Annotated in this window: 22 protein-coding genes and 1 pseudogene; 5 read left to right on the top strand and 18 right to left on the bottom strand. The window is 71.4% G+C overall.

All coding sequences use genetic code 11. The annotated features are described in order from the left end of the window. Window positions 1–7: 7 nt before the first annotated feature. The gene (locus tag ASD10_RS06650; RefSeq protein ID WP_235501774.1) at window positions 8–1525 is read right to left on the bottom strand and encodes a gamma-glutamyltransferase; all 1518 of its coding nucleotides are present in this window, start codon (window positions 1523–1525) and stop codon (window positions 8–10) included. A 75-nt stretch (window positions 1526–1600) separates the two neighbouring features. Here ASD10_RS06650 and ASD10_RS06645 point away from each other — a divergent pair, with 75 nt between their 5' ends. Further along, window positions 1601–2296 carry a GAF and ANTAR domain-containing protein gene (locus ASD10_RS06645; RefSeq protein ID WP_056606410.1) on the top strand — a complete coding sequence of 232 codons (696 nt, stop codon included), beginning with the start codon at window positions 1601–1603 and terminating at the stop codon, window positions 2294–2296. An 8-nt stretch (window positions 2297–2304) separates the two neighbouring features. Here ASD10_RS06645 and ASD10_RS06640 read toward each other — a convergent pair whose 3' ends face one another. Together ASD10_RS06640 and zwf are read right to left on the bottom strand one after the other, a co-directional pair. Beyond that, the gene (locus ASD10_RS06640; protein WP_056606408.1) at window positions 2305–4125 is read right to left on the bottom strand and encodes a glycoside hydrolase family 15 protein; all 1821 of its coding nucleotides are present in this window, start codon (window positions 4123–4125) and stop codon (window positions 2305–2307) included. Next, window positions 4118–5578 carry a glucose-6-phosphate dehydrogenase gene (gene zwf, locus ASD10_RS06635; protein WP_056606405.1) on the bottom strand — a complete coding sequence of 487 codons (1461 nt, stop codon included), beginning with the start codon at window positions 5576–5578 and terminating at the stop codon, window positions 4118–4120. Before zwf ends, ASD10_RS06640 begins: the two co-directional genes overlap by 8 nt. 74 nt (window positions 5579–5652) lie before the next feature. Between zwf and ASD10_RS06630 the strand changes: the two genes are divergently transcribed. Further along, window positions 5653–6837, top strand: a complete 1185-nt coding sequence (locus ASD10_RS06630) for an NAD(P)/FAD-dependent oxidoreductase (RefSeq protein ID WP_056606402.1) — start codon at window positions 5653–5655, stop codon at window positions 6835–6837. 26 nt (window positions 6838–6863) lie between these two features. Here the strand turns inward: ASD10_RS06630 and ASD10_RS06625 are convergent, their stop codons facing one another. The 3 genes from ASD10_RS06625 to ASD10_RS06615 form a co-directional block, all read right to left on the bottom strand. Next, entirely contained in the window at window positions 6864–7664 is an 801-nt protein-coding gene (locus ASD10_RS06625; protein WP_056606399.1) for an alpha/beta fold hydrolase, read from the bottom strand. A gap of 7 nt (window positions 7665–7671) precedes the next feature. After that, window positions 7672–8472 carry an SDR family NAD(P)-dependent oxidoreductase gene (locus ASD10_RS06620; RefSeq protein ID WP_056606397.1) on the bottom strand — a complete coding sequence of 267 codons (801 nt, stop codon included), beginning with the start codon at window positions 8470–8472 and terminating at the stop codon, window positions 7672–7674. 74 nt (window positions 8473–8546) lie between these two features. After that, complete coding sequence (locus tag ASD10_RS06615) at window positions 8547–9209, bottom strand: hypothetical protein (RefSeq protein WP_157432478.1); 663 nt, start codon at window positions 9207–9209, stop codon at window positions 8547–8549. Between the two features lie 90 nt (window positions 9210–9299). Between ASD10_RS06615 and ASD10_RS06610 the strand changes: the two genes are divergently transcribed. Beyond that, window positions 9300–9683 (top strand): VOC family protein, encoded by a 384-nt coding sequence (locus tag ASD10_RS06610; RefSeq protein WP_200938140.1) that lies wholly within the window; start codon window positions 9300–9302, stop codon window positions 9681–9683. Window positions 9684–9705: 22 nt separating this feature from the next. Here the strand turns inward: ASD10_RS06610 and ASD10_RS19490 are convergent, their stop codons facing one another. From ASD10_RS19490 to efeO, 5 genes are all read right to left on the bottom strand, one after another. After that, window positions 9706–9837 carry a hypothetical protein gene (locus ASD10_RS19490; protein ID WP_255355116.1) on the bottom strand — a complete coding sequence of 44 codons (132 nt, stop codon included), beginning with the start codon at window positions 9835–9837 and terminating at the stop codon, window positions 9706–9708. Window positions 9838–9909: 72 nt separating this feature from the next. Continuing rightward, the gene (guaA, locus tag ASD10_RS06605) at window positions 9910–11469 is read right to left on the bottom strand and encodes a glutamine-hydrolyzing GMP synthase (protein WP_056606392.1); all 1560 of its coding nucleotides are present in this window, start codon (window positions 11467–11469) and stop codon (window positions 9910–9912) included. A gap of 347 nt (window positions 11470–11816) precedes the next feature. Then, window positions 11817–13523 carry a GMC oxidoreductase gene (locus tag ASD10_RS06600; protein ID WP_056606389.1) on the bottom strand — a complete coding sequence of 569 codons (1707 nt, stop codon included), beginning with the start codon at window positions 13521–13523 and terminating at the stop codon, window positions 11817–11819. 72 nt (window positions 13524–13595) lie between these two features. After that, window positions 13596–14891, bottom strand: coding sequence for an iron uptake transporter deferrochelatase/peroxidase subunit (gene efeB, locus ASD10_RS06595; RefSeq protein ID WP_235501773.1), 1296 nt, complete (start codon window positions 14889–14891; stop codon window positions 13596–13598). Window positions 14892–14919: 28 nt separating this feature from the next. Next, complete coding sequence (gene efeO, locus ASD10_RS06590; protein ID WP_056606383.1) at window positions 14920–16062, bottom strand: iron uptake system protein EfeO; 1143 nt, start codon at window positions 16060–16062, stop codon at window positions 14920–14922. 155 nt (window positions 16063–16217) lie between these two features. Here efeO and ASD10_RS06585 point away from each other — a divergent pair, with 155 nt between their 5' ends. Both ASD10_RS06585 and ASD10_RS06580 read left to right on the top strand, forming a co-directional pair. Further along, on the top strand, window positions 16218–16553 hold the full coding sequence (locus ASD10_RS06585) for a PadR family transcriptional regulator (RefSeq protein WP_056606380.1): 336 nt from the start codon (window positions 16218–16220) through the stop codon (window positions 16551–16553). After that, window positions 16550–17149 (top strand): hypothetical protein, encoded by a 600-nt coding sequence (locus ASD10_RS06580; RefSeq protein ID WP_056606378.1) that lies wholly within the window; start codon window positions 16550–16552, stop codon window positions 17147–17149. The genes ASD10_RS06585 and ASD10_RS06580 overlap by 4 nt, the downstream gene beginning before the upstream one ends. Before the next feature lie 2 nt (window positions 17150–17151). On the opposite strand, the gene ASD10_RS06575 is transcribed toward ASD10_RS06580, so the two are convergent. From ASD10_RS06575 to groL, 7 genes and pseudogenes are all read right to left on the bottom strand, one after another. Next, entirely contained in the window at window positions 17152–17640 is a 489-nt protein-coding gene (locus tag ASD10_RS06575; RefSeq protein ID WP_056606375.1) for a GNAT family N-acetyltransferase, read from the bottom strand. Then, entirely contained in the window at window positions 17637–18743 is a 1107-nt protein-coding gene (locus ASD10_RS06570; RefSeq protein ID WP_056606372.1) for a GuaB3 family IMP dehydrogenase-related protein, read from the bottom strand. Before ASD10_RS06570 ends, ASD10_RS06575 begins: the two co-directional genes overlap by 4 nt. 38 nt (window positions 18744–18781) lie before the next feature. Continuing rightward, window positions 18782–19855 carry an NYN domain-containing protein gene (locus tag ASD10_RS06565; protein WP_082556059.1) on the bottom strand — a complete coding sequence of 358 codons (1074 nt, stop codon included), beginning with the start codon at window positions 19853–19855 and terminating at the stop codon, window positions 18782–18784. Between the two features lie 111 nt (window positions 19856–19966). Continuing rightward, on the bottom strand, window positions 19967–21478 hold the full coding sequence (guaB, locus tag ASD10_RS06560) for an IMP dehydrogenase (RefSeq protein ID WP_056606367.1): 1512 nt from the start codon (window positions 21476–21478) through the stop codon (window positions 19967–19969). A 783-nt stretch (window positions 21479–22261) separates the two neighbouring features. Next, window positions 22262–23251: an ABC transporter substrate-binding protein gene (locus tag ASD10_RS06550; protein WP_157432477.1), complete on the bottom strand. Its 990-nt coding sequence runs from the start codon at window positions 23249–23251 to the stop codon at window positions 22262–22264. 55 nt (window positions 23252–23306) lie between these two features. Then, window positions 23307–24722, bottom strand: a complete 1416-nt coding sequence (locus tag ASD10_RS06545) for an RNB domain-containing ribonuclease (protein WP_056606363.1) — start codon at window positions 24720–24722, stop codon at window positions 23307–23309. Between the two features lie 104 nt (window positions 24723–24826). Next, window positions 24827–26413, bottom strand: a pseudogene (groL, locus tag ASD10_RS06540) (chaperonin GroEL); the annotation flags it as partial. Window positions 26414–26507 lie beyond the last annotated feature (94 nt).

The following is a 26507-nucleotide window of genomic DNA, read 5'->3' as shown; positions in this document are numbered from 1 at the left end:
CCGTCCATCAAAGCGCAGTCGGGGGCTCCTGTGGGGTCTCGCGGACGAGACGTACGGCACCGTCGCGGCGTGGGTCGGCGGCCGCGACCATCGCGTCGTCGCCCGCGAGGCCCTTCGCCGGACGGCGGAGCGTCGCCGAGACCCCGCCGTAGTACATCGTCAGGTCGGTCTCGACCTTGACGACCTCGTCGGGACGGCCGGCCCGGTGCACGTGGACCCGCGGGTGGTCGATGGCCTCCTGCAGGCCCAGCCCTCCGTTGACGAAGCCGGCGATCGCCTGGACGACGGCGGTCGTGATGCGGTCGGCGCCGGGCGAGCCGATCGCGAGGGCCGAGCCGTCGACGTGGTGCCCGACCGTCGGCGCCATGTTGGAGAGCAGCCGCGAGCCGGGCGCGAGGCCGTGCAGACCTCGGGCGTTGAGCTCCTGCTCGCCGAGGCAGTTGTTGAGCCAGATGCCGGTGCCGCGGGCGATCATCCCCGAGCTGTAGCCCGACGACACCGTGACCGAGCACGCGCCGCCGTCGCTGTCGGTGGCCGAGACGTGCGCCGTCGAGCCCGACTCCAGCACCGCGAGGTGGTCGCGGTCGACGAGCGCGAGGAAGGCTCCCGCGTCGCGCGCCAGGTCGTCGCTGACGTCGAGGACGTCGAGCCGGTGGCCGAGGACGGCCCGTTGCACGCGCACGAGGTGCTCGACGTCGCCGTCGTCCCACGGGCCGTGCGGCCGTCCGTCGAGCAGGCGGAGCATCGCGGTGACGCAGACGCCCCCGACCGACGGGGGCGGGTTGGTGCCGAACGTCCAGTCGCCCACGCGGCTCAGCAGCGACGGGCGGACGACGGGGCGGTACTCGGCGAGGTCGGCGGCGCCGAGGATGCCGCCGCGCCGGATCACGTCGTCGCTGACCAGCCGCGCCAGCTCGCCGGTGTGCAGGGCGGCGGACCCGTCGGCCGCGATCAGCTCGAGGGAGGCGGCCAGGTCGGGCACGACCACCAGACCGGTGCGGATCGCGCCGTCCTCGTCGTGCACCGCCGCACGGCTCTCGTCGTCCCAGCCGAAGATGTCGTCGTGGACGTACTCGAGGTAGTACCGCGACGCCGAGCTCAGCCGGAAGCCGCGCCTCGCGACCTCGATGGCGGGTGTCACGAGGTCGCGCCACGGCAGGCTGCCCCAGCGGCGGTGGGCCTCCTCGAGCGCCGCGACCGAGCCGTGCGCCGCGACCGAGCCCGCACCGATCGTGATCGTGACGCCCCCGCCGTACTCGGTGTCGACGTCCCACGTGCCGCCGCCGAGGGCGCGCCCGCGACCCGGCATGTCCATCCACCCGTCGACGGTCTGCGGGGCGCTGCCGTCGGGCGGCTGCACCGTGACGAAGCCGCCCGAGCTCAGCGAGACCAGCCCCACCTCGTTGACCATCGTCACGAGCACCGCGGCCACCGCGGCGTCGACCGCGTTGCCGCCGGCGCGCGCGACCTGCTCGCCGGCGTCGGCGGAGGCTTCGTTGGGGGCGGCGATGGACACGTCTGGCACCAGCGAAGGCTATCTGTCGCACGCGTCGGCGCACGCCGGATGTTTGGGGAGCCGCCGTCGGGGGCAACCACCTCCATGACGTTCAGCGACGCACTGGCCCGCTTCACGGCCGTCCTTGCCTCCGTGCAATCGCTCGACACCCTCCAGGAACGGCTGTGCGAGGCGTGCCGTCTCCTCCTCGACGCCGACGGGGCGGTCATCACCAGCGAGACCGTGCCCGACGGACGGACGACGGTGGCGTGGACGCAGCTGCTGTCGCGCCGGCTCGAGTCGCTCCAGGACTCGAGCGGCGAGGGCCCGCTGATCGAGTCGCTCGCGACCGGTGAGGTCGTCGTCGGCGACTTCTCGCCCGGCACGGACGACGACCGGTGGCCCGCCCTGCGGCGCGAGATCGCCGCGCTGGGGTTCACCGGTGCGTTGATCGCGATCCCGCTGCGGTCGGAGCTGGCGCTGCGCGGCGTCCTCATGGCGCACCGCGAGGGCCTCCCACGCGGCACCGATCCCGGCGACGCGCGGTTCCTCGGCGCCGCGGTCGGCACCGCGGTGCTGCAGAACCCCGCCATCGGAGCCCAGAGCCACGTGTTCGCCGAGGTGCTGCCCGACCGGGACGTCGTCCACCGCGCCACGCACGCCGTCGAGGTCGCGGCCGGCGTCCGCTACGAGGACGCCCTGGCCCTGCTCAGGGCCATGGCCTTCGCGCGGGGCGAGGAGCTCGGCACGGTCGCGGCGGCCGTCGTCGACGGCCGCCTGACCCTCGCACCACCCCGCTGAGGAGGGGGTCAGCCGCCGTCGAGGGCCTTGTCGAGGTTGGTCGCCGCGCTGATCAGGGCCAGGTGGGTGAACGCCTGCGGGAAGTTGCCGAGCTGGTCGCCCGTCGTGCCGACCTCCTCGGCATACAGGCCGAGGTGGTTGGCGTAGGTGAACATCTTCTCGAGCGCGAGCCGCGCGTCCTCCAACCGTCCCGCGCGCGTGAGCGCCTCGACGTACCAGAACGAGCACAGCGAGAACGTGCCCTCCTCGCCCTCCAGCCCGTCGGGGCTGATCGACGGGTCGTAGCGGAACACCAGGCTGTCGACGACGAGCCGGTCCTCGATCGCGTCGAGCGTCGACAGGAACTTGGGATCGGCCGACGACAGGAACTTGACCATCGGCATCAGCAGCACGCCGGCGTCGAGGGCGTCGCCGTCCTCGGTCTGCGTGAACGCCCGCAGCTCGCTGTTCCACGACCTGTCCATGATCCGCTCGTAGATCTCGTCGCGCACCTTCGCCCACGCCGAGATGTCGCCCGGCAGACCGCGCTGGCGCGCCATGCGGATCGTCCGCTCGATCGCGACCCAGCACATCAGGCGCGAGGTCGTGTGGGCCTGCGAGCCCGCACGGGTCTCCCACATGCCGGCGTCCTCGCGGTCCCAGTTCTCGCACACCCAGTCGACGACGCGGGTGACGTCGGACCACGCGTCGCTGCTGATGCCGTCGCCGTACTTGTTGAACAGGTAGACCGAGTCGATCAGCTCGCCGTAGATGTCGAGCTGCAGCTGGTCGACCGCGGCGTTGCCCACGCGCACGGGCCCGGAGTCGCGGTAGCCCGTCAGGTGGTCGAGCATGAACTCGTCCTGCGGCTGGTTGCCGTCGATGTCGTAAAGCACCCGCAGCGGTCCGAGACCGTGGTCCTTGTCCTCGCCGAGGCGCTCCGAGAGCCACACCATGAAGGACTTGGCCTCCTGCGTGAAGCCGAGTCGCAGGAGCGCGTAGAGGCTGAAGGCCGCGTCGCGCATCCAGACGTAGCGGTAGTCCCAGTTGCGGTCGCCACCGATCAGCTCGGGCAGGCTCGTGGTCGGTGCCGCGACGATCGCGCCGGACGGCTCGTGCGTCAGCAGCTTGAGCGTGATCGCCGACCGGTTGACGGTCTCGCGCCACCGTCCGCGGTAGGTCGACTGCGACAGCCACGTGCGCCAGAACGACAGGGTCGCGTCGAACAGCGAGGCGGTGTCGTCGAGGTCGGCGTCGTCGAGCTCGTCGTCGTCGTCCAGCACCTCGAGCACGAACAGCGCGACCTCGCCCTCGGCCAGGTCGACGTCGGCCGTCACGCACCCGCCGTCGACCGTCAGGTCGGACGTCGCGCTGAGACCCAGGCGGACCCCGTCGCCGGTCAGGACGACACCGTGCTCGAGCGTCTCGGCCTCGCACGTCGCGCGGGCGTAGTCGGGACGCGCGTCGAGCCGCATGTGCACCGTCGTCGAGCCACGGACGGCCATGACGCGCCGCACGAGCCGCTGACGGTGGTCGGGGTCGCCGGGCTGCAGCACCGGCATGAAGTCGTGCACCTCGACGACGCCGTTCTCGGTCAGGAACCGCGTCGCGAGCACCGCCGACTCCGGGAAGTAGAACTGCTGCGTGCGCACGGCCCCGTCGGCCGGGGCGATCTTCCACGAGCCGCCGTTCTCGCGGTCGAGGATCGACGCGAAGATGCTCGGCGAGTCGAAGCGCGGCGCGCAGAACCAGTCGATCGTGCCGTCGGTGCCGACGAGTGCTGCGGTGCGCAGGTCGCCGATCAGCCCGTGGTCGGCGATCCCCGGCCAGTCGGGGCCGGTCTCAGGCATCCGGCAGCCGCCAGCCGCGCTCGCCCGGCAGCTCGAGGGCGTCGTCGGGTCCCCACGAGCCCTTGGCGTACTGCTGCGTCTTCGGCGGGTCGTCGAGCACGGGCTGGCAGATCTGCCACAGACGGTCGACCTCGTCGGAGCGGGTGAACAGCGTCTGGTCGCCCCGCATGACGTCGAGCAGCAGGCGCTCGTACGCCTCGAGGGGCGTGTCGCCCGGGTCGTCCTGCGACAGGTCGAGGTGCAGCGACGAGTCCATCAGGTCCATCGTCGGGCCGGGGCGCTTGGCGTGCAGGTCGACCGTGATCTTGGGCGAGTCGGTCAGCTCGAGCACCAGCTCGTTGGGTCCGTAGGCGTTGTCGCCGAAGCGGCCCATGGGCGGCGTGCGGAACGTCAGGGTGATGGTGCGTCGGGTCGCGCCGAGCGACTTGCCGGTGCGCAGGTAGAACGGGACGCCCTGCCAGCGCTCGGTGTCGACGTACGCCTCGAGCGCGACGAACGTCTCGACCTCGGAGTCGGCGTCGACGTCCTCCTCGTCGCGGTAGCCCTCGTACTGGCCGAACACGACGCGCTCGGGGTCGAGGGGACGCATCGCGGCGAAGACCTTCGACTTCTCGTTGCGCAGCGCCAGCGCGTCGAGGTGGACGGGCGGCTCCATCGCGACGAAGCCCAGCACCTGGCTGAGGTGGGTCGAGATCATGTCGCGGAAGCAGCCGGTCGACTCGTAGAAGCTGCCGCGGCCCTCGACCGTCAGCTCCTCGGGGACGTCGATCTGCACCGAGCAGATGTGGTCGCGGTTCCAGGCCGGCTCGATCAGCCCGTTGGCGAAGCGCAGCGCCAGGATGTTCTGCACCGCCTCCTTGCCGAGGAAGTGGTCGATGCGGAAGACCTGGTCCTCCGTCACGACGTCCTTGAGCGTCGCGTCGAGCTCGCGGGCCGTCTCGAGATCGGTGCCGAACGGCTTCTCGATCACCAGGCGCGCGTCGTCGGCCAGGCCCTCGCGACCCAGCATGCCGATCATGGGCTCCATCGCCGACGGCGGCACCGACAGGTAGATGAGCTTCTTGGCGTCGTCGCCGAGACCCGAGAGGGCCTCGTCGACCGCGGCCGCGAGGTCCTTGCCGTCGTCGGCGTCGGACGTCTGGAACGTCAGCCGGCCCAGGACGTCGTCGGCGACGCCGGCGTCGAGGTCGTCGACGAACTCCTCGAGCGACGACCTGATCTTCTCGCGGAACTCGTCGTCGGAGCCGGGCGAGTGGCGGCCCGATCCGATGATCGCGTAGTCGTCGGGCAGACGGGAGGCGGCGGCGAGGCGGTAGATGCCGGGGAAGAGCTTGCGCTTGGCGAGGTCGCCGGTCGCGCCGAAGAGGACGAAGACGTGCGGGGCGGGGGTCTCTCGCGCCGGCGTCTCGGGGTCGGAGGTCGTGTCGTCGGGGGTCTGGGTGTCAGTGGCCACGATGCCAGCGTAGGCACCTGCGCCTGAGCCGCAACGGGAGATTGTCGGCGACCGGCAGGGGTACTGCCCACCGCATGAGCCACGACTACGACTACCTCATCATCGGCGGCGGCATGACGGCCGACACCGCCGCCAAGGGCATCCGCGAGATCGACGCCGACGGCACGATCGGCATCGTCGGCGAGGAGTCGACCGCACCGTTCCCGCGGCCCGCGCTGTCGAAGAAGCTCTGGACCGACGACGACTTCTCCGAGGACGACGCCGCACTCGACACCGTCGACGAGACCGGTGCGACGCTGCACCTCGGCGCCCGCGCCGACACGATCGACCGGGACGCCAAGAGCGTGACGACCAGCACGGGCGACACCTTCGGCTACCGCCGCCTGCTGCTCGCGACGGGCGGGCACCCGCGGCAGATCCCGGGGCTGACGCCGAGCGACCGCGTCATCTACTACCGCACGCTCGAGCACTACCACCGCCTGCGCGCGGCGGTCGCCGACCACCCGCACGTCGCGGTCGTCGGCGGCGGATACATCGGCACCGAGATCGCCGCCGCGCTCGTGCAGGACGGCAGCACCGTCACCCTGATCCACCCCGACGACGTGCTGGGCTCGCCGACGTTCCCGTCGGTCGTCGCCGACGAGATCCAGGCGATGTTCACCGACGCCGGCGTGACGGTGCACGGCGGCGCGAAGGTCGACGGCGGGTCGACGTCACCAGACGGCGTGCGCCTCGACCTCAGCGACGGCACGACGGTGACGGCCGACCTGGCCGTGATCGGCCTCGGCATCGAGCCGGCCGGCGTGCTGGCCCGTCGCTCGGGCCTCGAGACGTCGTCGGACGGCGGCATCGTCGTCGACGAGCGCCTCACGACCGCCGACCCCGACGTCCTGGCGGCAGGTGACGTGGCGGAGTACCCCGACCACATCCTGGGCCGCCGCCGCGTCGAGCACGTCGACAACGCCAACGAGATGGGCGCGGCCGCGGGGCGCATCCTCGCCGGCTCGGACGAGGTCTACGACCACACCCCGATGTTCTACTCCGACCTGTTCGACGCCTGGTACGAGGCGGTCGGGACGCTCGACGCGAGCCTGCGCACCGAGGTCGTCGACAAGGAGGACGGCGGCAAGGTCGTCTACTACGTCGACGGCGACGAGGTCGCGGGCGTCCTGCTGTGGAAGGTCGGCGACGGCGTCGAGCCGGCCAAGAAGGTGCTGGCGGCGCACACCGTGCCGGACTCCTTCACCGACCTGATCTGAGCACCGACCAGACCTGAGGTCCGGCCTCAGCCGAGGTCGCGCAGCAGGTCGCCGACCACGTCGGCGACCTGCTGCGGCGACTCGAGGGCCGTCAGGTGGCCGGTCGACCCGAGCACGACCAAGCGGGTCGGGCGGTCGCCCCGCACGGCGAGCATCTCCTCGCCGCGCTCGGGCGGCGTCGCCTCGTCCTCGGCGCCGAACAGCAGCACGACCGGTCGGTCGAGCTCGCGCAGCGTCGTCGTCGTGTCGGCCCTGGCCGCGATGGCGCGGGCCATCCAGGCGACGCCGTCGGGGTCGGCCGCGGAGATCGTCCTGCGCAGCCCCTCGACGAGCTCGGGCTGCTCGCGGTGCGCCGTGTCGCCGAGCCCCTCGTCGGCGCTGTCGGCGACGGCCTCGGTCGATTGCGACGACTCGACCTCGTCCGCGACGTCGCGCCGCTCGTCGGGCACGTCGGGCTCGATGCGACGGGTCGTCGTGCTGCCGAGCACGAGCGCGGAGACCCGGTCGGGCGCCTGCGCGGCGAGCTGCAGCGCGGCGTAGCCCCCCGTCGAGATGCCCAGGACGACCGCCCTCTCGACGTCCAGGTCGTCGAGCACCCCCGTCACGGCGTGCGCGACGGCGTCCATCGTCGGTGCCTGCGACGGCACGGGGCTGCGCCCCAGCCCCGGCAGGTCGATCGCGACGACCCGTGCCGTCCCGGCGAGCAGGGGGACGAGGCGGTCGAACATGACCGAGTCGAGCGGGAACGCGTGCAGCAGGACGACGACGTGACCGCCCCCGCCGTGGTCGACGTGGTGGACGACGGGGGCGGGGGCGGGGGCGGACACGGACGCGTCAGATCGTCGCGACGGAGCCGGAGTCGACGCGGTAGTTCGACCCGTTGACGAAGCTGGCCAGGTCGGAGCACAGGAACGCGACCACGGCGGCGACCTCCTCGGGCTCGCCGCGGCGGCCGAGCTCCATGTAGGGGCGCTCCTCGTCGAGGAAGCTCTCGATCGCCTGGTCGGTGTCGGTGCCCAGCTCCGTGGCGCGCTTCTCCATCATCGCGTCGGTCATCGGGGTGCTGATGAACGCGGGCGACACGCAGTTCACGAGCAGGCCCTCCTTGGCGTACGTCCGCGACAGGCCCTTGGCGAACGCCAGGATGCCGGCCTTCGCGGCGCAGTACGGCAGCTCGTCGTCGTACGGCTGCACGGCGTCCTCCGACGCGAGGTAGACCGCACGGCCCCAGCCGCCCGAGCGCAGCGCGGGCAGGAAGGCACGGGTCAGGCGGATCGGGGCGAGCAGGTCGGTCGTCAGGGTGTCGACCCATCCCGCGTCGTCGATCTCGTGGAACAGGCCCTGGGCCCCCGTCACGCCGGCCGACTGCACGAGGATGTCGATGTCGCCGACGGCCTCGGTGACGGCGTCGCGCAGCGCGAAGATCGACTCGACCGAGTCGAGGTCGGCGGCGATCGCGTGCAGGCGCTTCTTGGGGGCGTCGAGCTTCGCGGCGGCCTCGTCGAGGGAGTCCTGGTCGCGGTCGGACAGGACGACCGTCGCGCCCTCCTCGAGCAGGAGGCGGGCGGTGTGCCAGCCGATGCCGGAGTCGCCGCCGGTGACGAGTGCGATGCGTCCTGAGATGCCGAGATCCACGGTGTGCCTTTCGATGGGGTTCGCCGGCGGAGTACCCCACTACCCGCCGGCGACACCCGGCGAGCGGCAGACGATCAGTCGGTGTCGGGCTCGTTGTCGAGCGAGATCCAGTCGGACGACTTCTGCCGGGTCTTCTGCCCGTCCTTGTTCACCACGAGGGTGCCGTCGTACGCCAGGACCGTGTAGCGGGTCGAGCCGTCCTTGGCCGCGAACGCGTCGAGCTGCGACTCGTAGGTGCCGGGGAGGTCGACGACGTCGCCGCCCTTCGGCTGCGTCACGAACCGGAAGTCGGCGCCGGAGCTGTCGCGACCGCAGATCGACGTCTTCGCGCCGGACGTCGTGGTCTTGTAGAGGATCACGGGGTAGGAACCGCCGCAGGCCAGGCTCAGGCCGGACTTCTCCTGCTCGGGCTGGGTCACCGGGGCGACGCCGCAGTCGGGCAGCAGGGAGTCCTTCTCGGTGCCCTCCTCGTTGAAGACCGTGTCGGGCCCCTCGCACGTCGGACCGCCGCCCGGCGTGGGGGTCGGGGTGGGCGTGGGGGTCGGGGACGTCGTGGTCTGCTCGGGCGTCGGGGTCGACGTCGTCGCGGTGGCCGTCGGCTCGGTGGCGGTCGCCAGCGGCTCGGCCTCGTCGTCGCCGTCGAGGCGCAGCACGGCCACGACGACCACGGCCGCCACGACCAGCAGGACCATGACGATGGCGACGTACTTGTTCCGCGGGAATGCGGACTGACTCACGGTGGTGCCTTCCGATCGACTGCGATCGAGCCTAACAACCGCCGGCCTCCCGCCCTACGATGGAGGCCCGTCGACCAGAGGAGAACGATCGTGCCGGTGCTCGGAGTGGGCGGAGTCTTCCTGCGGTCGCAGCACCCGGATGCGTTGAGCACCTGGTACCGCACCCACCTCGGCGTCGGCCCGGGCCTCGCCGCGCCGTCGGCGGGCGAGGCCGACGAGTGGTCGTGGCGGACGGAGGGCGGTCCGCTGGTGTTCGCGCCGTTCCCCGCCGACACCGACTACTGGCCGGGCGCCCAGCAGGTCATGCTCAACCTGCGCGTCAGCGACCTGGACGGGCTGGTCGTGTCGCTGCGCGCCGCGGGGGTCGAGGTCGAGACCAGGGACGAGTGGGACTCCTCCGAGACGGGCCGGTTCGCGCGCGTCCACGACCCCGACGGCAACGCCGTCGAGCTGTGGGAGCCCCCGGCGGCCTGAGCGCGGTCCGCGGGAGTCGCGGCTACTTGCGCAGGTACCGGTAGGCCATCACGCACACCGCGAACACGATGAACAGGGGCAGCGCCCACGGCCCGTCGATCCCGCCGGCCCCGGTCGAGTGCGTGAGCGTCGACAGCGCGTGGGGCATCAGCATGGCGTGGAGCCTACTCGCGGTCCCGCGCCTCGACATGTCCGCGCAGGACCCGCGGACGTCGGGCCGCCCGGCTCACTCCCACTCGATGGTTCCCGGCGGCTTGCTCGTGATGTCGAGGACGACGCGGTTGACCTCGTCGACCTCGTTGGTGATGCGGGTCGAGATCCGCTCGAGCACCTCGTACGGCAGGCGGCTCCAGTCGGCCGTCATGGCGTCCTCGCTCGAGACCGGCCGCAGCACGATCGGGTGGCCGTAGGTGCGGCCGTCGCCCTGCACGCCGACCGAGCGGACGTCGGCCAGCAGCACGACCGGGAACTGCCAGATCTCGCCGTCCAGGCCCGCCGCGGTGGTCTCCTCGCGGACGATCGCGTCGGCCTCGCGCAGGATCGTCAGACGCTCCTCGTCGACCGCGCCGACGATGCGGATCGCCAGGCCGGGGCCGGGGAACGGGTGCCGTCCGACGATCGCCTCGGGGATGCCGAGCTGACGGCCGACGTCGCGCACCTCGTCCTTGAACAGCGTGCGCAGCGGCTCGATCAGGCTGAACTCGAGGTCCTCGGGCAGGCCGCCGACGTTGTGGTGGCTCTTGATGTTCGAGGCGCCCGCTCCCCCGCCCGACTCGACGACGTCGGGGTAGAGCGTGCCCTGCACGAGGAACTTGACCGGGGCACCCGGCGTCGCGAGCACCTCGCGCTCGGCGGCCTCGAACACGCGGATGAACTCGCGGCCGATGATCTTGCGCTTCTGCTCGGGGTCGGAGACGCCGGCCAGGAAGCCGAGGAACTGCTCCTTGGCGTCGACGACCTTGAGGTCGACGCCCGTGGCCTCGACGTAGTCCTTCTCGACCTGCTCGGCCTCGCCCTGGCGCAGCAGGCCGTGGTCGACGAAGACCGCGGTGAGCTGGTCGCCGATCGCGCGCTGCACGAGGGCCGTCGAGACCGCGGAGTCGACACCGCCCGACAGCGCGGAGATGACGCGGGCGTCACCGACCTGCTGGCGGATCAGCTCGACCTGCTCCTCGACGATGTTGCTGCTCGTCCACGTCTGGCGGCAGCCCGCGATGTCGACCAGGAACGTCTCGAGGACGCGCTGGCCGTGCTCGCTGTGCAGCACCTCGGGGTGCCACTGCACGCCGGCGAGGCGACGGTCGGTGTCCTCGAACGCGGCGACCGTCGCGCGCGGCGAGCGGGCGTTGACGCGGAAGCCCTCGGGCGCCGCGACGACCTCGTCGCCGTGCGACATCCACGACGTCAGCGACTCGGGCAGGTCGGCCAGCAGGGTGCCGGGCTCGAGCACGCTCACGCTGGTGCGTCCGTACTCGCGCTGGCCGGTGTGGGCGACGGTGCCGCCGAGGGCCTGGGCCATCGCCATGAAGCCGTAGCAGATGCCGAAGACGGGGGTCTCGGCCTCGAACATCGCCGCGTCGAGCTGCGGTGCGCCGGCCTCGTAGACCGAGGACGGACCACCCGACAGGATGATCGCGGCGGGCTTCTTGGCGAGCATCTCGTCGACCGGCATCGTGTGCGGGACGATCTCGGAGTACACCCGCGCCTCCCTCACCCGACGGGCGATGAGCTGGGCGTACTGCGCCCCGAAGTCGACGACGAGGACAAGGTCATGATCGGGGGTCACGGGAGCCACCCTATCGGGCGCCGAGCGCGCGAAAAAATTACCGTGACAACCTCGTAACCCCGGTGTCGGAGCGTCGTTTTACACGGTGGATCTAACAACACTCCCTCCCGTTAGATCATGTGCTGCTCCTCGTGGCACAACAGGACCCGGCCCGTGGACTCCCTCCAGGCCGGGTCCTGTGCGTGGCGCAGGGCTTCGCCCTGCCAGCGACTGCGTCCCCCACTCGCTGGCGCTCGCGGGAGGTGCCCCCAGCTGCCGCGCTGCGCGCGGGGCCACTGTCTCGCTCGCTGCGCTCGCTCGACCTGTGGTGGCGTTCTGTGGTCGAGCGAGCCTTCGAACCCTGCGCGCTAGCTGACGCCGACGATGGGCAGGCGCAGGGCCGCCGGGGCGTCGTCGGGGACGACGGGGCTCTTGGGGGCGATCGGCTCCATGCGGCGGTACGGCTCGTCGATCGACGGACGCAGGTCGGTCTCGCCCTTGTTAGGCCAGTACGACATCGCGCGCTCGGTCTGCGCCGTGATCGTCAGCGACGGGTTGACGCCGAGGTTCGCCGTGATGGTCGAGCCGTCGGCGACGTGCAGGCCCGGGTGGCCGTAGAGACGCTGGTATGGGTCGACGACCCCCGTCTCGGGCGAGTCGCCGATCGCGCAGCCGCCCATGAAGTGCGCCGTCAGCGGCACGTTGAAGGGCTCGCCGATCGTGCCGCCGGGCGTCCCCTTCATCTCGTCGGCCATGTGCTGGACGGCGCGGTGTCCGGGCTCGATGAACGACGGGTTCGGCGCCCCGTGGCCCTGGCGGGACGTGAGCCGGCGACGGCCGGTCAGCCCCCGCTTGGTGTACGTCGTGATCGAGTTGTCGTGCGTCTGCATGACCAGCGCGATGACGGTGCGCTCCGACCAGTGCCGCAGGTCGTACAGCTTGAAGAGCTTGGTCTTCTGCTTCCACATCTCGCGCAGCCACACCCGCCAGCGGGGCGTCGAGCCACCGCCGTCGGTCAGGACGGTCTGCATCAGCGACATCGCGTTCGAGCCCCTGCCGTAGCGGCACGGCTCGATGTGGGTGTGCTCGTCGGGGTGGAACGAGGACGTGATCGCGACCCCCTCGCTGTAGTCGACGTCGTTGCCGTCGGCGATCGAGCCGAGCAGCGCCTCGGAGTTGGTGCGGGTCAGCAGGCCGAGGCGCTGCGACACCCGCGGCAGCGAGCCCGTGTCGCGCATGCGGTGCAGCAGCTTCTGCGTGCCCATCGTGCTGGCCGAGAAGATGACCTGCTCGGCCGTGATGGTGCGGTGCGGCCGGAACCGCCTGTTCGTGCGACGCGTCTCGACCTCGTACCCGCCGCCCTCCCGCGGCCGGACGGCCGTCACGGTCGTCATCGGGTGCACCTCGGCGCCGGCGGACTCGGCCAGGTACAGGTAGTTCTTGACCAGCGTGTTCTTGGCGTTGTGGCGGCAGCCCGTCATGCACTCACCGCAGTTGGTGCAGCCCGAGCGGGCCGGCCCGGCACCGCCGAAGTAGGGATCGTCCGCGGTCTCGCCGGGGTCGGCGCCGAAGAACACGCCGACGGGCGTGTGGTGGAAGGTGCCGCCGACGCCCATCTTCTCGGCGACCTCGCGCATCACGGTGTCGGCGGGGGTCACGTGCGGGTAGACCGTGACGCCGAGCATGCGCTTGGCCTGGTCGTAGTAGGGCTCGAGCTCGGAGCGCCAGTCGGTGATGTGGCCCCACGCCGGGTCCTGGTAGAACGGGTCGAGCGGCTCGTAGAGCGTGTTGGCGTAGACCAGCGAACCGCCGCCGACGCCGGCGCCCGACAGGATCAGCACGTCCTTGAGCTTGTCGATGCGCTGGATGCCGTAGCAGCCCAACTGGGGCATCCACAGGAACTTGCGCAGGCGCCAGGAGTTCTTGGCGAAGTCGGCGTCCTCGAAGCGCTTGCCGGCCTCGAGCACCGCGACCCGGTAGCCCTTCTCGGTCAGCCGCAGCGCCGAGACGCTGCCGCCGAAGCCCGAGCCGATGATCAGGACGTCGTAGTCGAATGCCGTGTCACGGGAGCTCATACCCCGAGTATGACACCGGCGATGTCACATCGCTACTGGTCGGTAACGACCGTGTCGACCCCCACACCGGGCTCAGGCGAACAGGCCCTCGCCCCAGTACCCCTGCGGACCGACGCCGGGCGGGCACGCGAACAGACCCGAGCCGACGTGCACGATGTACTCGCTCAGCAGATCGTTCTGCAGGCCCGCCAGCGAGCGCTGGATGCGGACGAACTGCGCCTCCGGATCGCGCTGGTAGGCGATGAAGAACAACCCGGCCGACAGCTGGCCGAGACCGTTGGAGCCGTCGACGAAGTTGTACCCGCGACGCAGCAGCTTGGCGCCGCCGTTGGTGTCGGGGTGGGCCAGGCGCAGGTGGGACTTCATGTCGATCAGCGGCTGGCCGGCGTCGTCCTTGGCGTCGAAGTCGATCGCGGCGAACTCGTCGCCGCCCGACAGCGGGCCGCCCGAGCCCTTGGCCCGGCCGACGATCGTCTCCTGGCCGTTGAGGGGCTCGCGGTCCCAGGTCTCGATGCGCATGTCGATCTTGCGCGACACGAGGTACGAGCCGCCCGTCATCCAGGCCGGACCGTCGCCGTCCTGCACCCACACGAAGTCCTCGACGTCCTTCTTCTCCTCGACCTTGATGTTGGCCGTGCCGTCCTTGAAGCCGAACAGGTTGCGCGCCGTGACCTGCGCCGTCGACGTCGACGACGTGCGGCCGAAGCCCATCTGCGAGTAGCGCACCGAGGCGCGCCCGAAGGCGATGCGGGCGAGGTTGCGGATCGCGTGCACCGCGATCTGCGGGTCGTTGGCGCAGGCCTGGATCGCGATGTCGCCGTCGCTGATCGCGGGGTCGAGCCGGTCGCCGGAGAACCCCGGCATCACGACGAGGCGGTCGGGCAGCTGCCCGTCGAGACCGAAGCGCGGCGCCCCGGAGGCGTCGACGAACAGGCTGCGGCCGAACCCGATCGTGACGGTCAGCCCGGACGGCGGCAGGCCGAGGGCCTCGCCGGTGTCCTCCGGCGGCGAGTAGGGCGCACCGGCGACGGCGCCGAAGTCGCCGATGTCGTTGCCCTGCGCCATCTGCCGGGCAGCCTTCGTCCAGTCCTTCAGCAGCGAGACGAGGTCGTCGCGCTCCTCGGTCGTCATGTCGAAGACCGCGAAGTGCAGGCGGTCCTGCGCCGGCGTGACGATGCCGGCCTGGTGACGCCCGTCGAAGTCGATCGGCAGGGCGTCCCGGTCGGGGACGACGGCGACGGGCTTGTCGCCCACCGCGTACCCGGCGCCCGCGCCGAGGGCCCCGACCGTCAGCGCGCCGACGCCGGCCGCTCCCAGCAGCTTCCTGCGGGAGAGTCCGGCGGCGGGCGTCGTGTCGCGGTCGTTCACGTCGGTCAGTGTCTCAGGAGACCGGGTGTCAGGCCGACTTCGCGACGACGGCGGCGACCTTGCTGATCGGCTCGCTGAGCGCCGCGACGGAGTCGGACAGCTGCTTGATCTGCTGCTCGGTCAGCTGGTCGTAGAACGTCCACTCGCCCGTGCTCTTGTCCTGGTACTGGTTGAGCTCGGTGTCGAGCGCCGCGAACTTGGCGTCGATGTCCTTGACGAGGTCGGGGTCCTGGTCGATCAGGACCGGGCGCAGCGACGAGATGGCGGCCTGCGAGCCCTCGATGTTGGCCTTGAAGTCCCACAGGTCGGTGTGGCTGAACTCGTCCTCCTCGCCTGTGATCTTGCCCGTCGCGACCTCGTCGAGCAGGCCCTTCGATCCCTGGGCGAGCTCGAGCGCCGTCAGCGGGGCGTCCTGGCCCTTCGCGACGATCTGCTTGACGTTCGACAGCAGCTGGTCGGCGTACGGGTCCATGCCCTCGGTGTTGCCCTCGACCCACAGCTGCTTCTCGATGCGGTGCCAGCCCGTGAAGTCGACGCCCTCGGCCTTCGCATCGGGCTCGCGCCCGTCGGTGATGGGGTCGAGGTCGCCGAACTGCTCGGCGACGGGCTCGATGCGCTCCCAGTAGGTGCGGGCGATCGGGAACAGCTTCTTGGCCCCCTCGACGTCGCCGGCCTTGACTGCGTCGACGAACTCGGTCGTCTTGACGACCAGGGTGTCGGACTGCGACTTGACGTAGCGGGCGTAGCTGTCGGCGGCGGCCGTGAGCTCCTCGGAGTCCGACAGCGGCGCGGTGGCCTCGCCCGTGACGGTGAGGGTCTGGCGGATGCCGTCGCCGATCATGCCGGGCTTGCAGGCCCCCTCGTAGGTGCCCTTCGGCAGGTCGACGATCAGGTTGCGGGTCAGGCCGGGCCCGACGTTCTCGACCTCGCCCATGATGCGGTCGCCGTCGGCGTACACGTAGAACTCGGTGACCTTGGAGCCCGCGTTCGTGACCTTGAACGTCGACGGTCCGGCGTCGAGCTTGCTGGCCGAGACGGTGCAGTCGGAGTCGGTGGCCTTGACCGTGAGGGCGCCGGAGGCCGACGAGGTCTCGGACGGGTCGGACGCGCAGGCGGCGAGGCCGACGGTGGCCAGTGCGGCGATGCCGACCGAGGCGAGGAGCTTGTTCATGGGTCGTCCTTCGTGTCGAGGCTGGCCGACGTGAGGCTAGCCTCACCATGCTAAGGCACACCTGACCGCGGCGAACAGCACGCGGACGTGTGACGTGCACCGTGCGGGCGCGGACGTGGTTCCATGCGTCGCAAGGTACTGCTACCTTGTGACGCATGGAACCGGGAGCGCTGTCGCAGCTGCGCCGTGGTGCGCTCGAGTACTGCGTGCTGGCGCTGCTGCAGGACGAGCCCCGCTACGCCGTCGACCTCGTGACCGAGCTCGGGCGGCACCCGTCCCTGGTCACGAGCGAGGGCACGATCTACCCGCTGCTGTCGAGACTGCGCAAGGAGGGCCTGGTGCTCACCGAGCAGCGGGAGTCCGAGCAGGGACCGCCCCGCCGCTACTACCAGCTGACCCGTGACGGGCGCCGTGCGCTCGACCGGTTCGAGACCGACTGGCGAGCATTCCGCGACGCCGTCGACGAGACCCTCCGGAAGGACACCCCATGACGACCCCACCCCTCGCCCGCGGATACCTCGACGACCTGCGCTCGGTCGCCGCCGAACGGCTCGGCTCCCAGCGGGCCGACGAGCTCGTCGCCGACATCGGCGAGCACCTGGAGGCAGCCGTCGCGGACGGCCGGTCCGTCGAGGACGTGATCCAGCGTCTCGGCAGCCCCGCCGACATCGTCGCCGCCGAGCAGCCCGCGCCTGCCGCTCCCCCGTCCACGGCGCCCGCCGCCCGGCTCCGCGCCCAGGAGATCATCGCCCTGGTGCTGCTGCTGGGCGGCATCATCGTGTTCGTGATCGGCTGGGTCGTCGGCGTCGTCCTGCTGTGGACGTCGGACCGGTGGTCGACCCGCGACAAGCTGATCGGGACGTTCCTGTGGCCCGGCGGCCTCGGACCCCTGCTGATCGTCGGCGGGTTCGCCACGTCCGGCTCGTCGGAGATCCAGTCCTGCGCGGGATCGACGTGCACGACGGTCACCGAGACCACCGGACCGCCCGGCTGGGTCGGCCTCGTGGTCGTCGCGGTGCTCGTCGTCGTGCCGGTCCTGACGACGATCCACCTGGCCCGCTCGGCGCGGGTGCCCCGCACCGCCTGAGGTCAGCCCGCCGCGAAGACCTTCTCGAAGCACAGGGAGTACGTGACGGCCTCGTACGGCGCGAACACCGGGATCGGCGTGTACCCGCGCCGCCCGTAGAACGTCAGCGCCGCGTGCTGACGGTCGCCGGTGTGGATGACGATGCGGGGCGCCCCCTCGTCGTCGCGCACGACGCCCTCGACCGCGGCGAGCAGGTCGTCCGCGACCCCGCTGCCGCGCGCGTCCTCACGGACGTACAGCCGCTTCATCTCGAGCTCGCCGGCCAGGTCGCCGTCGAGGCGGCGCAGGCACGCGTGGCCGACCGGGCGCTCGCCGTCGTAGGCGACGAACGTCGCGACGATCGACGACGGATCGATGCCCTCGGACCCGCCGCGGTGGGCGGCGGCGGGGTCGTCGGCGTACAGCTGGTCGCCCAGCATGACGTGCTCGTCGCGCAGCTCGACGGCGTCAGGGTGCTCGAACCCCACCCGGACGAGTCGGTACGGGCTCACCCGACGACGACCTCGACCCGCTGGAACTCCTTGAGGTCGGTGTAGCCGGTCGTCGCCATGGCGCGGCGCAGGGCGCCGATCAGGTTCATCGTGCCGTCGGGCACCGACGACGGGCCGAACAGCACCGACTCGAGGTCGCCGACCGTGCCGATGTCGACCCGGCCGCCGCGCGGCAGGTCAGGGTGCCACGCCTCGGCGCCCCAGTGGAAGCCGCGACCCGGGGCCTCGACGGCCCGCGCGAAGGGTGAGCCGATCATGACGGCGTCGGCGCCGCACGCGATCGCCTTGGCGATGTCGCCGCTGCGCCCGATCGAGCCGTCGGCGATGACGTGCACGTACCGTCCGCCCGACTCGTCGAGGTAGTCGCGCCGCGCCGCGGCCACGTCGGCCACCGCGGACGCCATCGGCACCGCGATGCCGAGCACGGAGCGGGTCGTGTGGGCGGCCCCGCCACCGAAGCCGACCAGCACGCCGGCCGCGCCGGTGCGCATGAGGTGCAGCGCGGCCTGGTAGGTCGCGCACCCGCCGACGATGACCGGGACGTCGAGCTCGTAGATGAACTCCTTGAGGTTGAGCGGCTCGGTCTGGCCCGAGACGTGCTCGGCCGAGACCGTCGTGCCACGGATCACGAACAGGTCGACGCCCGCGTCGACCACGGCGTCGGCGAACTGCTTGGTGCGCTGCGGCGACAGCGCACCCGCGACCGTGACACCGGCCTCGCGCACCTGCTGCAGACGGGCCGTGATGAGCTCGGCCTTGATCGGCTCGGCGTAGATCTCCTGCAGCCGCTTGGTCGCCAGCGGTCCCTCGATGCCGGCGACCTCGTCGAGCAGGCTCTCGGGGTTCTCGTAGCGCGTCCACAGACCCTCGAGGTCGAGCACGCCGAGACCGCCGTGCCGTCCGAGCGCGATCGCGGTGTCGGGGCTCATGACGGAGTCCATCGGAGCGGCCAGCACCGGGAGGTCGAACCGGTAGGCGTCGATCTGCCAGGCGGTCGACACCTCCTCGGGGTCGCGCGTCCGGCGGCTCGGGACGATCGCGATGTCGTCGAAGGAGTACGCCCGACGGCCGCGCTTGGCCGTCCCGATCTCGATGTCTGCCATGCCGTACAGCCTAGTGCGAGGCTCCGTCGGCCCGTGACCTACTGGACCCCGCGCTGGATGTCGTCGAGCGACAGGTCGGTCAGCATGCCCGCCGGATCGGTCGAGCGGCGCACCAGGACGGGCTGGACGTCGTCGCTCTCGCGGGCCAGCGCGTACGGCGTGTCGGCCAGGGCGAAGCGCAGCGCGCGCGACAGCGAGCTGACCCGGGCGTCCGACGGGCTGAGGCGCGGCGCGGCGGCCTTCAGGGCCATCGCGAGCATCGGCAGCGGACCACCCTGGTTGGCGAGCTGGTCGCTGAAGCTGCGGACCGTGTCGTCGGCGAGCACCTTCTCGACGATCTGCTTGTACTCGGCCGGGGAGGCGGCCGGCCCGTCGTGGACGACCTCGATCTCCTTGGCCAGGTCGTGCCACGAGATCTTGGCCTTCTTGGCCGGCTCCTGCCGCTTCTGGGCCTTCTTGGGCTCGGCCTTCTTCTCGGACCGGCGCGGCTCCGGCTGCTTCTCGACCTTCTTGTCGGCGCGCGGCTCGACCGGTGCGACCCGGGCCGGCTGACGGGGCAGCACGGCGGCCGCGGACGACGGGTCGCCCGAGAAGATCGGCTGCAGCGCCGCGGCCGGCGGGACGGGCTTGACCTTGAGGGGCACGTACTGGTCGACCTCGCGCTCGAGCACGTTGTTGACGGGGTGGTCGGCCAGCGTCGCGCCGATGACGTACTTGTCGAGCTCGTGCAGGCGCCGCACCAGGGGCACGAAGTCGCCGTCGGCCGACACCAGGATGAACACCTCGAGCTGGTCGAGGTCGCCGGCGGCCCGCAGGCAGTCGACGACCAGGACGATGTCGGCGGCGTTCTTCTCGGCCTTGCTGACCGAGAACACCTGGACGGTCTCGACACCGGCCCGCTCGACGTCGCGGCGGTAGTCCTCCAGCCCCAGCGCGCCCCAGTCGGCGTACGCGCGGGCCAGCGCGATGCTGCCGGCGCCGGCCTCGCGCGCCGCGGCCGTCTCGAGCTGCTCGAGGATCTGCTCCATCGAGATGTCGGGGATCTCGAGCTTGCCGTACCCCTTGAAGAGGTTCTCGGCGTCGATGAACACGGCCACGTTGCGATTGGTCACCTGAGTGAGGTTATCGCTCGCGGGCCACGCCGGCCCAATCCCTCGCCGTCACGCGGCGCGGCGTGGGCCGGAGCGATCCTGATCGCTCGCCACGCCGCGCAGGACGGCGGCTCAGCGGCTCGAGTAGTTCGGGGCCTCGGCGGTCATCTGGATGTCGTGGGGGTGGCTCTCCTTGAGCGAGGCCGACGTGATGCGCACGAAGCGGCCCTTGTCCTGCAGCTCGGGGATCGTGCGGGCGCCGACGTAGAACATCGACTGGTTGAGCCCGCCGATCAGCTGGTGCGCGACGGCCGACAGCGGCCCCCGGTAGGCGACCTGCCCCTCGACGCCCTCGGGCACGATCTTGTCGTCGCTCGTGACCTCGGCCTGGAAGTAGCGGTCCTTGGAGTACGACTTCTTGCCCCGGCTGCTCATCGCGCTGAGCGACCCCATGCCGCGGTACGCCTTGAACTGCTTGCCGTTGACGAAGATGACCTCGCCCGGCGACTCCTCGACACCGGCCAGCATCGAGCCGATCATGACGGTCTCGGCACCGGCGACCAGCGCCTTGGCGATGTCGCCCGACTGCTGGAGGCCGCCGTCGGCGATGACCGGCACACCGGCCGGCGCGCACGCCAGCGAGGCCTCGTAGACCGCCGTCACCTGCGGGACGCCGCAGCCCGTGACGACACGGGTCGTGCAGATCGAGCCCGGCCCGAAGCCGACCTTGACGGCGTCGGCCCCGGCGTCGACGAAGGCCTGCGCCCCGTCGCGCGTCGCCACGTTGCCGCCGATGACCTGCACGTGACGGGTCGCCGGATCGGTCTTGAGCTTCTTGACGATCTCGAGCAGCATCCGCACGTGCCCGTGGGCCGTGTCGGCCACCAGCACGTCGACGCCCGCCTCGATCAGCGTCGTGGCACGCTCCCACGCGTCGCCGAAGTAGCCGATCGCGGCACCGACCATGAGGCGGCCGTCGCGGTCGTACGACGCGTCGGGGAACTGCTCGCCCTTGACGAAGTCCTTGACGGTGATGAGTCCGGCGAGGCGGCCGTCGCGGTCGACCAGCGGGAGCCGCTCGCGCTTGTGCTTGCGCAGCAGCAGCGTGGCGTCCTCGCGGCTGATGCCGACGTCGCCGGTGATCAGCGGCATCGGCGTCATCATCTCGTCGACCTTCGTCGTGGCCCACTCGGCCAGCGGCGTGAACCGCAGGTCGCGGTTCGTGATGATGCCGAGCAGGTGGTTGTCGGTGTCGACGACCGGCAGGCCCGAGACGCGGTACTCGCCGCAGATGCGGTCGAGGTCCTCGAGGGTCGCCTCGGGACCGATCGTGACGGGGTTGGAGATGATGCCGGTCTGGGTGCGCTTGACGAGATCGACCTGGTAGGCCTGGTCCTCCAGCGACAGGTTGCGGTGCAGGACGCCGAGGCCGCCCTGGCGCGCCATGGCGATCGCCATGCGCGACTCGGTGACGGTGTCCATCGCGGCACTGACCAGCGGGACCTTGAGCGAGATCTCACGCGTCAGGCGCGAGGTCGTGTCGATCTCGCTGGGGTTGAGATCGGAGAATCCCGGCAGCAGCAGCACGTCGTCGTACGTCAGTCCGAGCGGCGCGAACTTGTCTGGAATACCCGTCTGATCCATGCGACCATCGTATCGTTCGTCCCCACCGTGACGGACGCCCTACCGCTCCGGACCCGTCCGGAGCGCTTTCGCGCTGACGGGTTCCCGCCGCAGTTGTACGCTGCGTCCATGGAACGCAAGCCAGGGCGCCCCCGAGCCCTCACCGTCGACGTCATCGCCGCTGCGGCGCTCGAGGACGGAATCGCCACCTTCAGCATGCCCTCGGTCGCTCGCCGCCTCGGCGTCGCCCACTCAGGCCTCTACCGCTACGTCACCGACCGCGACGACCTGCTCGTCCAGGCCCTCGACCGCGCCTTCCTCGCCACCACGTGGCCCGCGGACGACCTGCCCTGGGACGAGCTCCTGCGCGAGGTCGGCCACTCCGTGTGGCGCGCGTGCGACGCGCACCCCGGTCTGGACCGCGCGTCCCAGATGGCCCCCAAGCCCTCGCCGGCCGTCCTGACGATGATGGACGCCTGGGTCACGGCGCTGCGCGACCAGCACTTCGTGCCGGAAGACGCCGCCGTCGCGGTCGAGTTCGTCATCGCGCTCGCCCTCGACAGCTCGGCCCAGATGGCACGCCTCGCGCGCATGGAGCGCGCCCACCTGCGGCGCGACGACATCCCCGTGCTCAAGGCCTACGACAACGACGAGGTGTGGAGCGGGCGCGGCATGTACGACCGCAAGCTCGAGATCTTCNATCGCGGGGCTCGCCGCCCGGCGTCTCGACGCCGAATAGGGGAGCTCCCCCGCCCGGCCGCATCGCCGGTGACGTCCCCCGGGGGACGTCANCCGGCCGCATGATCAGGCGAAGGCGCCGAGGTCGTCGGCCAGACGGTCCATCAGGTCGGCGTACGCCTGGTAGCTGGGCGGGGCGACCGACGTCCACGGCACGTAGGCATCGTCCTGGGCCGCCGTCAGCGTGCCGAAGACCTTCTCGGCCTTGAGCGACGTCAGACCCGCCGCACCGATGCGGTCGTCGTACAGGAAGACGTCGGCGGGGTAGGTGTCGGCCTTCTCCCAGCTGAGGCTCTCGAAGTAGCCGCCCTCGTCGGGGTTGTCCGGCACCGTGATGGGCAGGCCGAGCTCGTCGACCCAGTACGACAGGTCGGGGCTGACCTTCGGGTTCGAGACGTAGAAGAGGTCGGTCGAGTACGAACCGGCCAGGATCGTGCGGTCGCCGAGCTGCTCGCCGACGGCCCTGACCCGGTCGGCCGCCGCCTCGAACTGCTCGTGCGAGGCCGTGACCTTCGCCGAGTCGAGGTCGGCGCCGAGCGCCTCGGCCGCGCGCTCCGTGCCGTCCAGCAGCTCGGGCAGCGTCTTGCCGTCGAAGTCGACGACGAGGATCGGGGCGAGCTTCTTCAGCTCGGTGGCCGACGCCTCGTTGACGTACCAGAGGTCGGGGGCGAGGTACTGGCTCGTGATGACGAGGTCGGGCTTCAGCGCGACGACCTTCTCGACGTCGACGTCTCCGTACTCGCCGCCACCCGTGACGTCCTCGACCGCGTCGACGTCGAGACCGGCGACCTGCGCCGCGTCGCCGTCGGCGCGCAGCGGTCCGAACACGCCGACGATCTTGTCGCCGAGGCCGAGGTCGGTCAGGGCGGCCGCCATCGACGACTGGACGACGAGGCGGTCGGGCATCTCGTCGAGCTCGATCGTCGTGCCGATGTCGTCGGTGAACGAGAACGCGGCGGTGTCGGCCGATCCCCCGTCCGAGTCGGACGAGCCGCAGGCCGCCAGGGTCACCAGGGCTGCTGCGGCCGCTAGGGCGGCGGTGATACGTCGGTTCACAGGTTCTTCTCCAGGGTCGGGCGCCAGTACGAAGGGGAGCCTAACCTAGGTTTGCCTAAGCTGAGGTGTGGGCCTCGTCATAGGCGAACGACACGTGCCCTCCGGCCACGTCGACCTCCGTCAGCTCGACCGCGACGAGCCGGCCCTCGGGGAGGTCGCGACCCGCGCAGCGCGCGACGACGGGGGGCTCGACCAGCATGACCTCGCCGCCACCGCCGTCGTCGTCGGCGCGCACCACGATCGCGTCGAACGACTCCCCCACCCGTCCCGCGAGCTCCCAGGCCTCGGCCAGGTCGATCGCCCCGCGATCGGCCCGCGACGCCCGCTGATCGGACGTCCGCATGGTCTCGCCGAGCGACGGGAGGGCCTCGCGCACCCACGCGGGCACCTCGACACCGGCGCAGATCGCCAGGCAGACCTCGGTGCCGAAGCGGTCGGCCAGGCGCCTCAGCGGTGCCGTGACGTGCGCGTACGGCGCTCCGATGCCGGCGTGCAGCGGCTGCTCGGGCGCAGCCCCGTCGAACGCCTCGTAGCCGGCTCCCCGCAGCAGCCCCGTCGCCTCGCGCATCAGCACGATCGACGCGGGCAGGGCGGGGTCGAGCGCGGCCAGCACCTCCGAGGCGGTGGCCCCCTCGGGCACCGGGACCCCGAGCGTCCGCGCCGTGCGCAGGAAGCCCCGGAGCGCGTCGTCGCCGGCCGCGGGCAGCGTCCGCAGCAGGCCGGTGCCGGCCTCGAGCATGAGCTGGGCCGCGGCCATCCCCGTCAGCAGCGAGACCTCGGCGTTCCACGCGTCGACCTCGGTGCGCCGCGCCATCCGCACGGCCCACGAGTCGCCGCGGGCCACGACCTCCTGCTCGGGCAGCGCGAGCTCGATCGCCCCGAGCGACACCCGCAGGGCACGCCGGGCACGGCCGAGATCGGCCAGCGCCTCGACCGACGGGTGCGGCGTGCCGGCGTCGAACGAGGCCTGCACGCCCTCGTAGCCGAGCCGCGCGACCGACCGGACGCGGGCCCGGCGCACCGTCGCCCGTCCGGCGACACCGTTCTCGTCGACGTCGATCGACCAGAGCGCCGCGCGACGCACCTGGTCGGGCAGGAGGCTCAGCGCGTCCTCCGACAGCACCGGCGGGTGCAGCGGCACGCGACCGTCGGGCAGGTAGATCGTCTGCCCGCGTCGCCGGGCCTCGGCGTCGATCGCCCCGCCCGCGGGGATCACCGAGCCGAGGTCGGCGATCGCGTAGTGCACCCGGAACCCCGTGCCGACCCGCTCGAGGAAGACCGCCTGGTCGAGGTCGCGCGAGCCGGGCGGGTCGATCGTCACGAACGGGACGTCGGTCTCGTCCGGGACGTCGGGCAGCCCCAGCTCGGCGACGACGGTGGCCTCGGCCAGCACGTCGGCGGGGAAACGGTCCGTGGCCGAGGCCGGGGGCAGGTCGAGCTCGGCCCTCAGGGCGGCGAAGTCGTGGGGCACGTCACGACCGTACTCGCCGGGGCACCCGCCCGCCCCACGACGCGGACGGGCCGCCCCCGAGGGGACGGCCCGCCTGTGGTGCGGTCGATGCAGCGCGCGCTACGTCAGTGGTTGTGACCCGCGTGCGCGTCGTCGGCCTCCTCGGCCGGCTTCTCGACGATCAGCGTCTCGGTCGTGAGCAGCATCGCGGTGATCGACGCGGCGTTGGCGAGCGCCGAGCGCGTGACCTTGACCGGGTCGAGGACGCCCTGGGCGACCAGGTCGCCGTAGGTGTCGGAGGCCGCGTTGTAGCCCTCGCCGCTCTCGCGGACCTTGTTGACGACGACCTCGCCGGAGACGCCGCCGTTGCGGGCGATCCACTCGAGCGGGGCGTCGGCACCGATGCGGACGATGCGGACACCGACGGCCTCGTCGCCCGTGAGGCCGAGGTTGTCGTCGAGGACCGAGACGGCGTGGACGAGCGCCGAGCCGCCACCGGCGACGATGCCCTCCTCGATCGCCGCGCGGGTCGCCGAGACGGCGTCCTCGATGCGGTGCTTCTTCTCCTTGAGCTCGACCTCGGTGGCCGCGCCGACCTGGATGACGCAGACGCCGCCGGCCAGCTTGGCCAGGCGCTCCTGCAGCTTCTCGCGGTCCCAGTCGGAGTCGGTGTTCTTGATCTCGGCCTTGATCTGGGCCACGCGACCGTCGACGCCGGCCTTGTCGCCGCCGCCCTCGATGATCGTCGTGTCGTCCTTGGTGATGACGACGCGGCGCGCGGTGCCGAGGGCCTCGAGGCCGATCGTGTCGAGCTTGAGACCGACGTCGGGCGTCACGACCTCGGCGCCCGTGAGGGTCGCGATGTCCTGCAGCATGGCCTTGCGGCGGTCGCCGAACGCGGGCGCCTTGACGGCGGCCGACGTGAACGTGCCCTTGATCTTGTTGACGACCAGCGTCGACAGGGCCTCGCCCTCGATGTCCTCGGCGATGATGAACAGCGGCTTGCCGGCCTGGACGACCTTCTCGAGGATCGGCAGGAGGTCGCTGACCGACGAGATCTTGCCCTGGTTGACCAGGATGTAGGGATCGTCGAGGACGACCTCCATGCGCTCGGTGTCGGTGACCATGTAGGGCGACAGGTAGCCCTTGTCGAACTGCATGCCCTCGGTGAACTCGAGCTCGGTGCCCATCGTGTTGGACTCCTCGACCGTGATCACGCCGTCCTTGCCGACCTTGTCGAAGGCCTCGGCGATGAGCTCGCCGATGTGGGCGTCGCGCGACGACACCGTGGCGACGTCGGTCATGTCCTTGATGTCGTCGACCTCGCGGGCGACCGAGTGGAGCTGCTCGACGACGGCCTTGACAGCGGCCTCGATGCCCTTCTTCAGGCCGACCGGGTTGGCGCCGGCCGCGACGGCGCGCAGGCCCTCGTGGACCATGGCCTGGGCCAGGACGGTCGCGGTCGTCGTGCCGTCACCGGCGACGTCGTTGGTCTTGGTCGCGACCTCCTTGGCGAGCTGGGCGCCGAGGTTCTCGAACGGGTCGTCGAGCTCGACCTCGCGGGCCACCGTGACGCCGTCGTTCGTGATCGTGGGGGCTCCCCACTTCTTGTCGAGGACGACGTAGCGACCCTTGGGGCCGAGCGTGACCTTGACGGTGTTGGCGAGCTTGTCGACGCCGCGCTCGAGTGAACGGCGGGCGTTCTCGTCGAANTTCGAGGATCTTGGGCATGTCAGCCTCTTTCAGGAAATCAATGGGTGCTGCTGGTGGGGGCGTGAGAGCCCCGGCGCCCCACGAGGGGGCGCC

Source organism: Aeromicrobium sp. Root472D3, from assembly GCF_001426485.1.
Classification (GTDB): Bacteria; Actinomycetota; Actinomycetes; order Propionibacteriales; family Nocardioidaceae; genus Aeromicrobium.
Note: the sequence above shows the minus strand (reverse complement) of the source record. Positions and strands in the feature narration are given on the sequence as shown.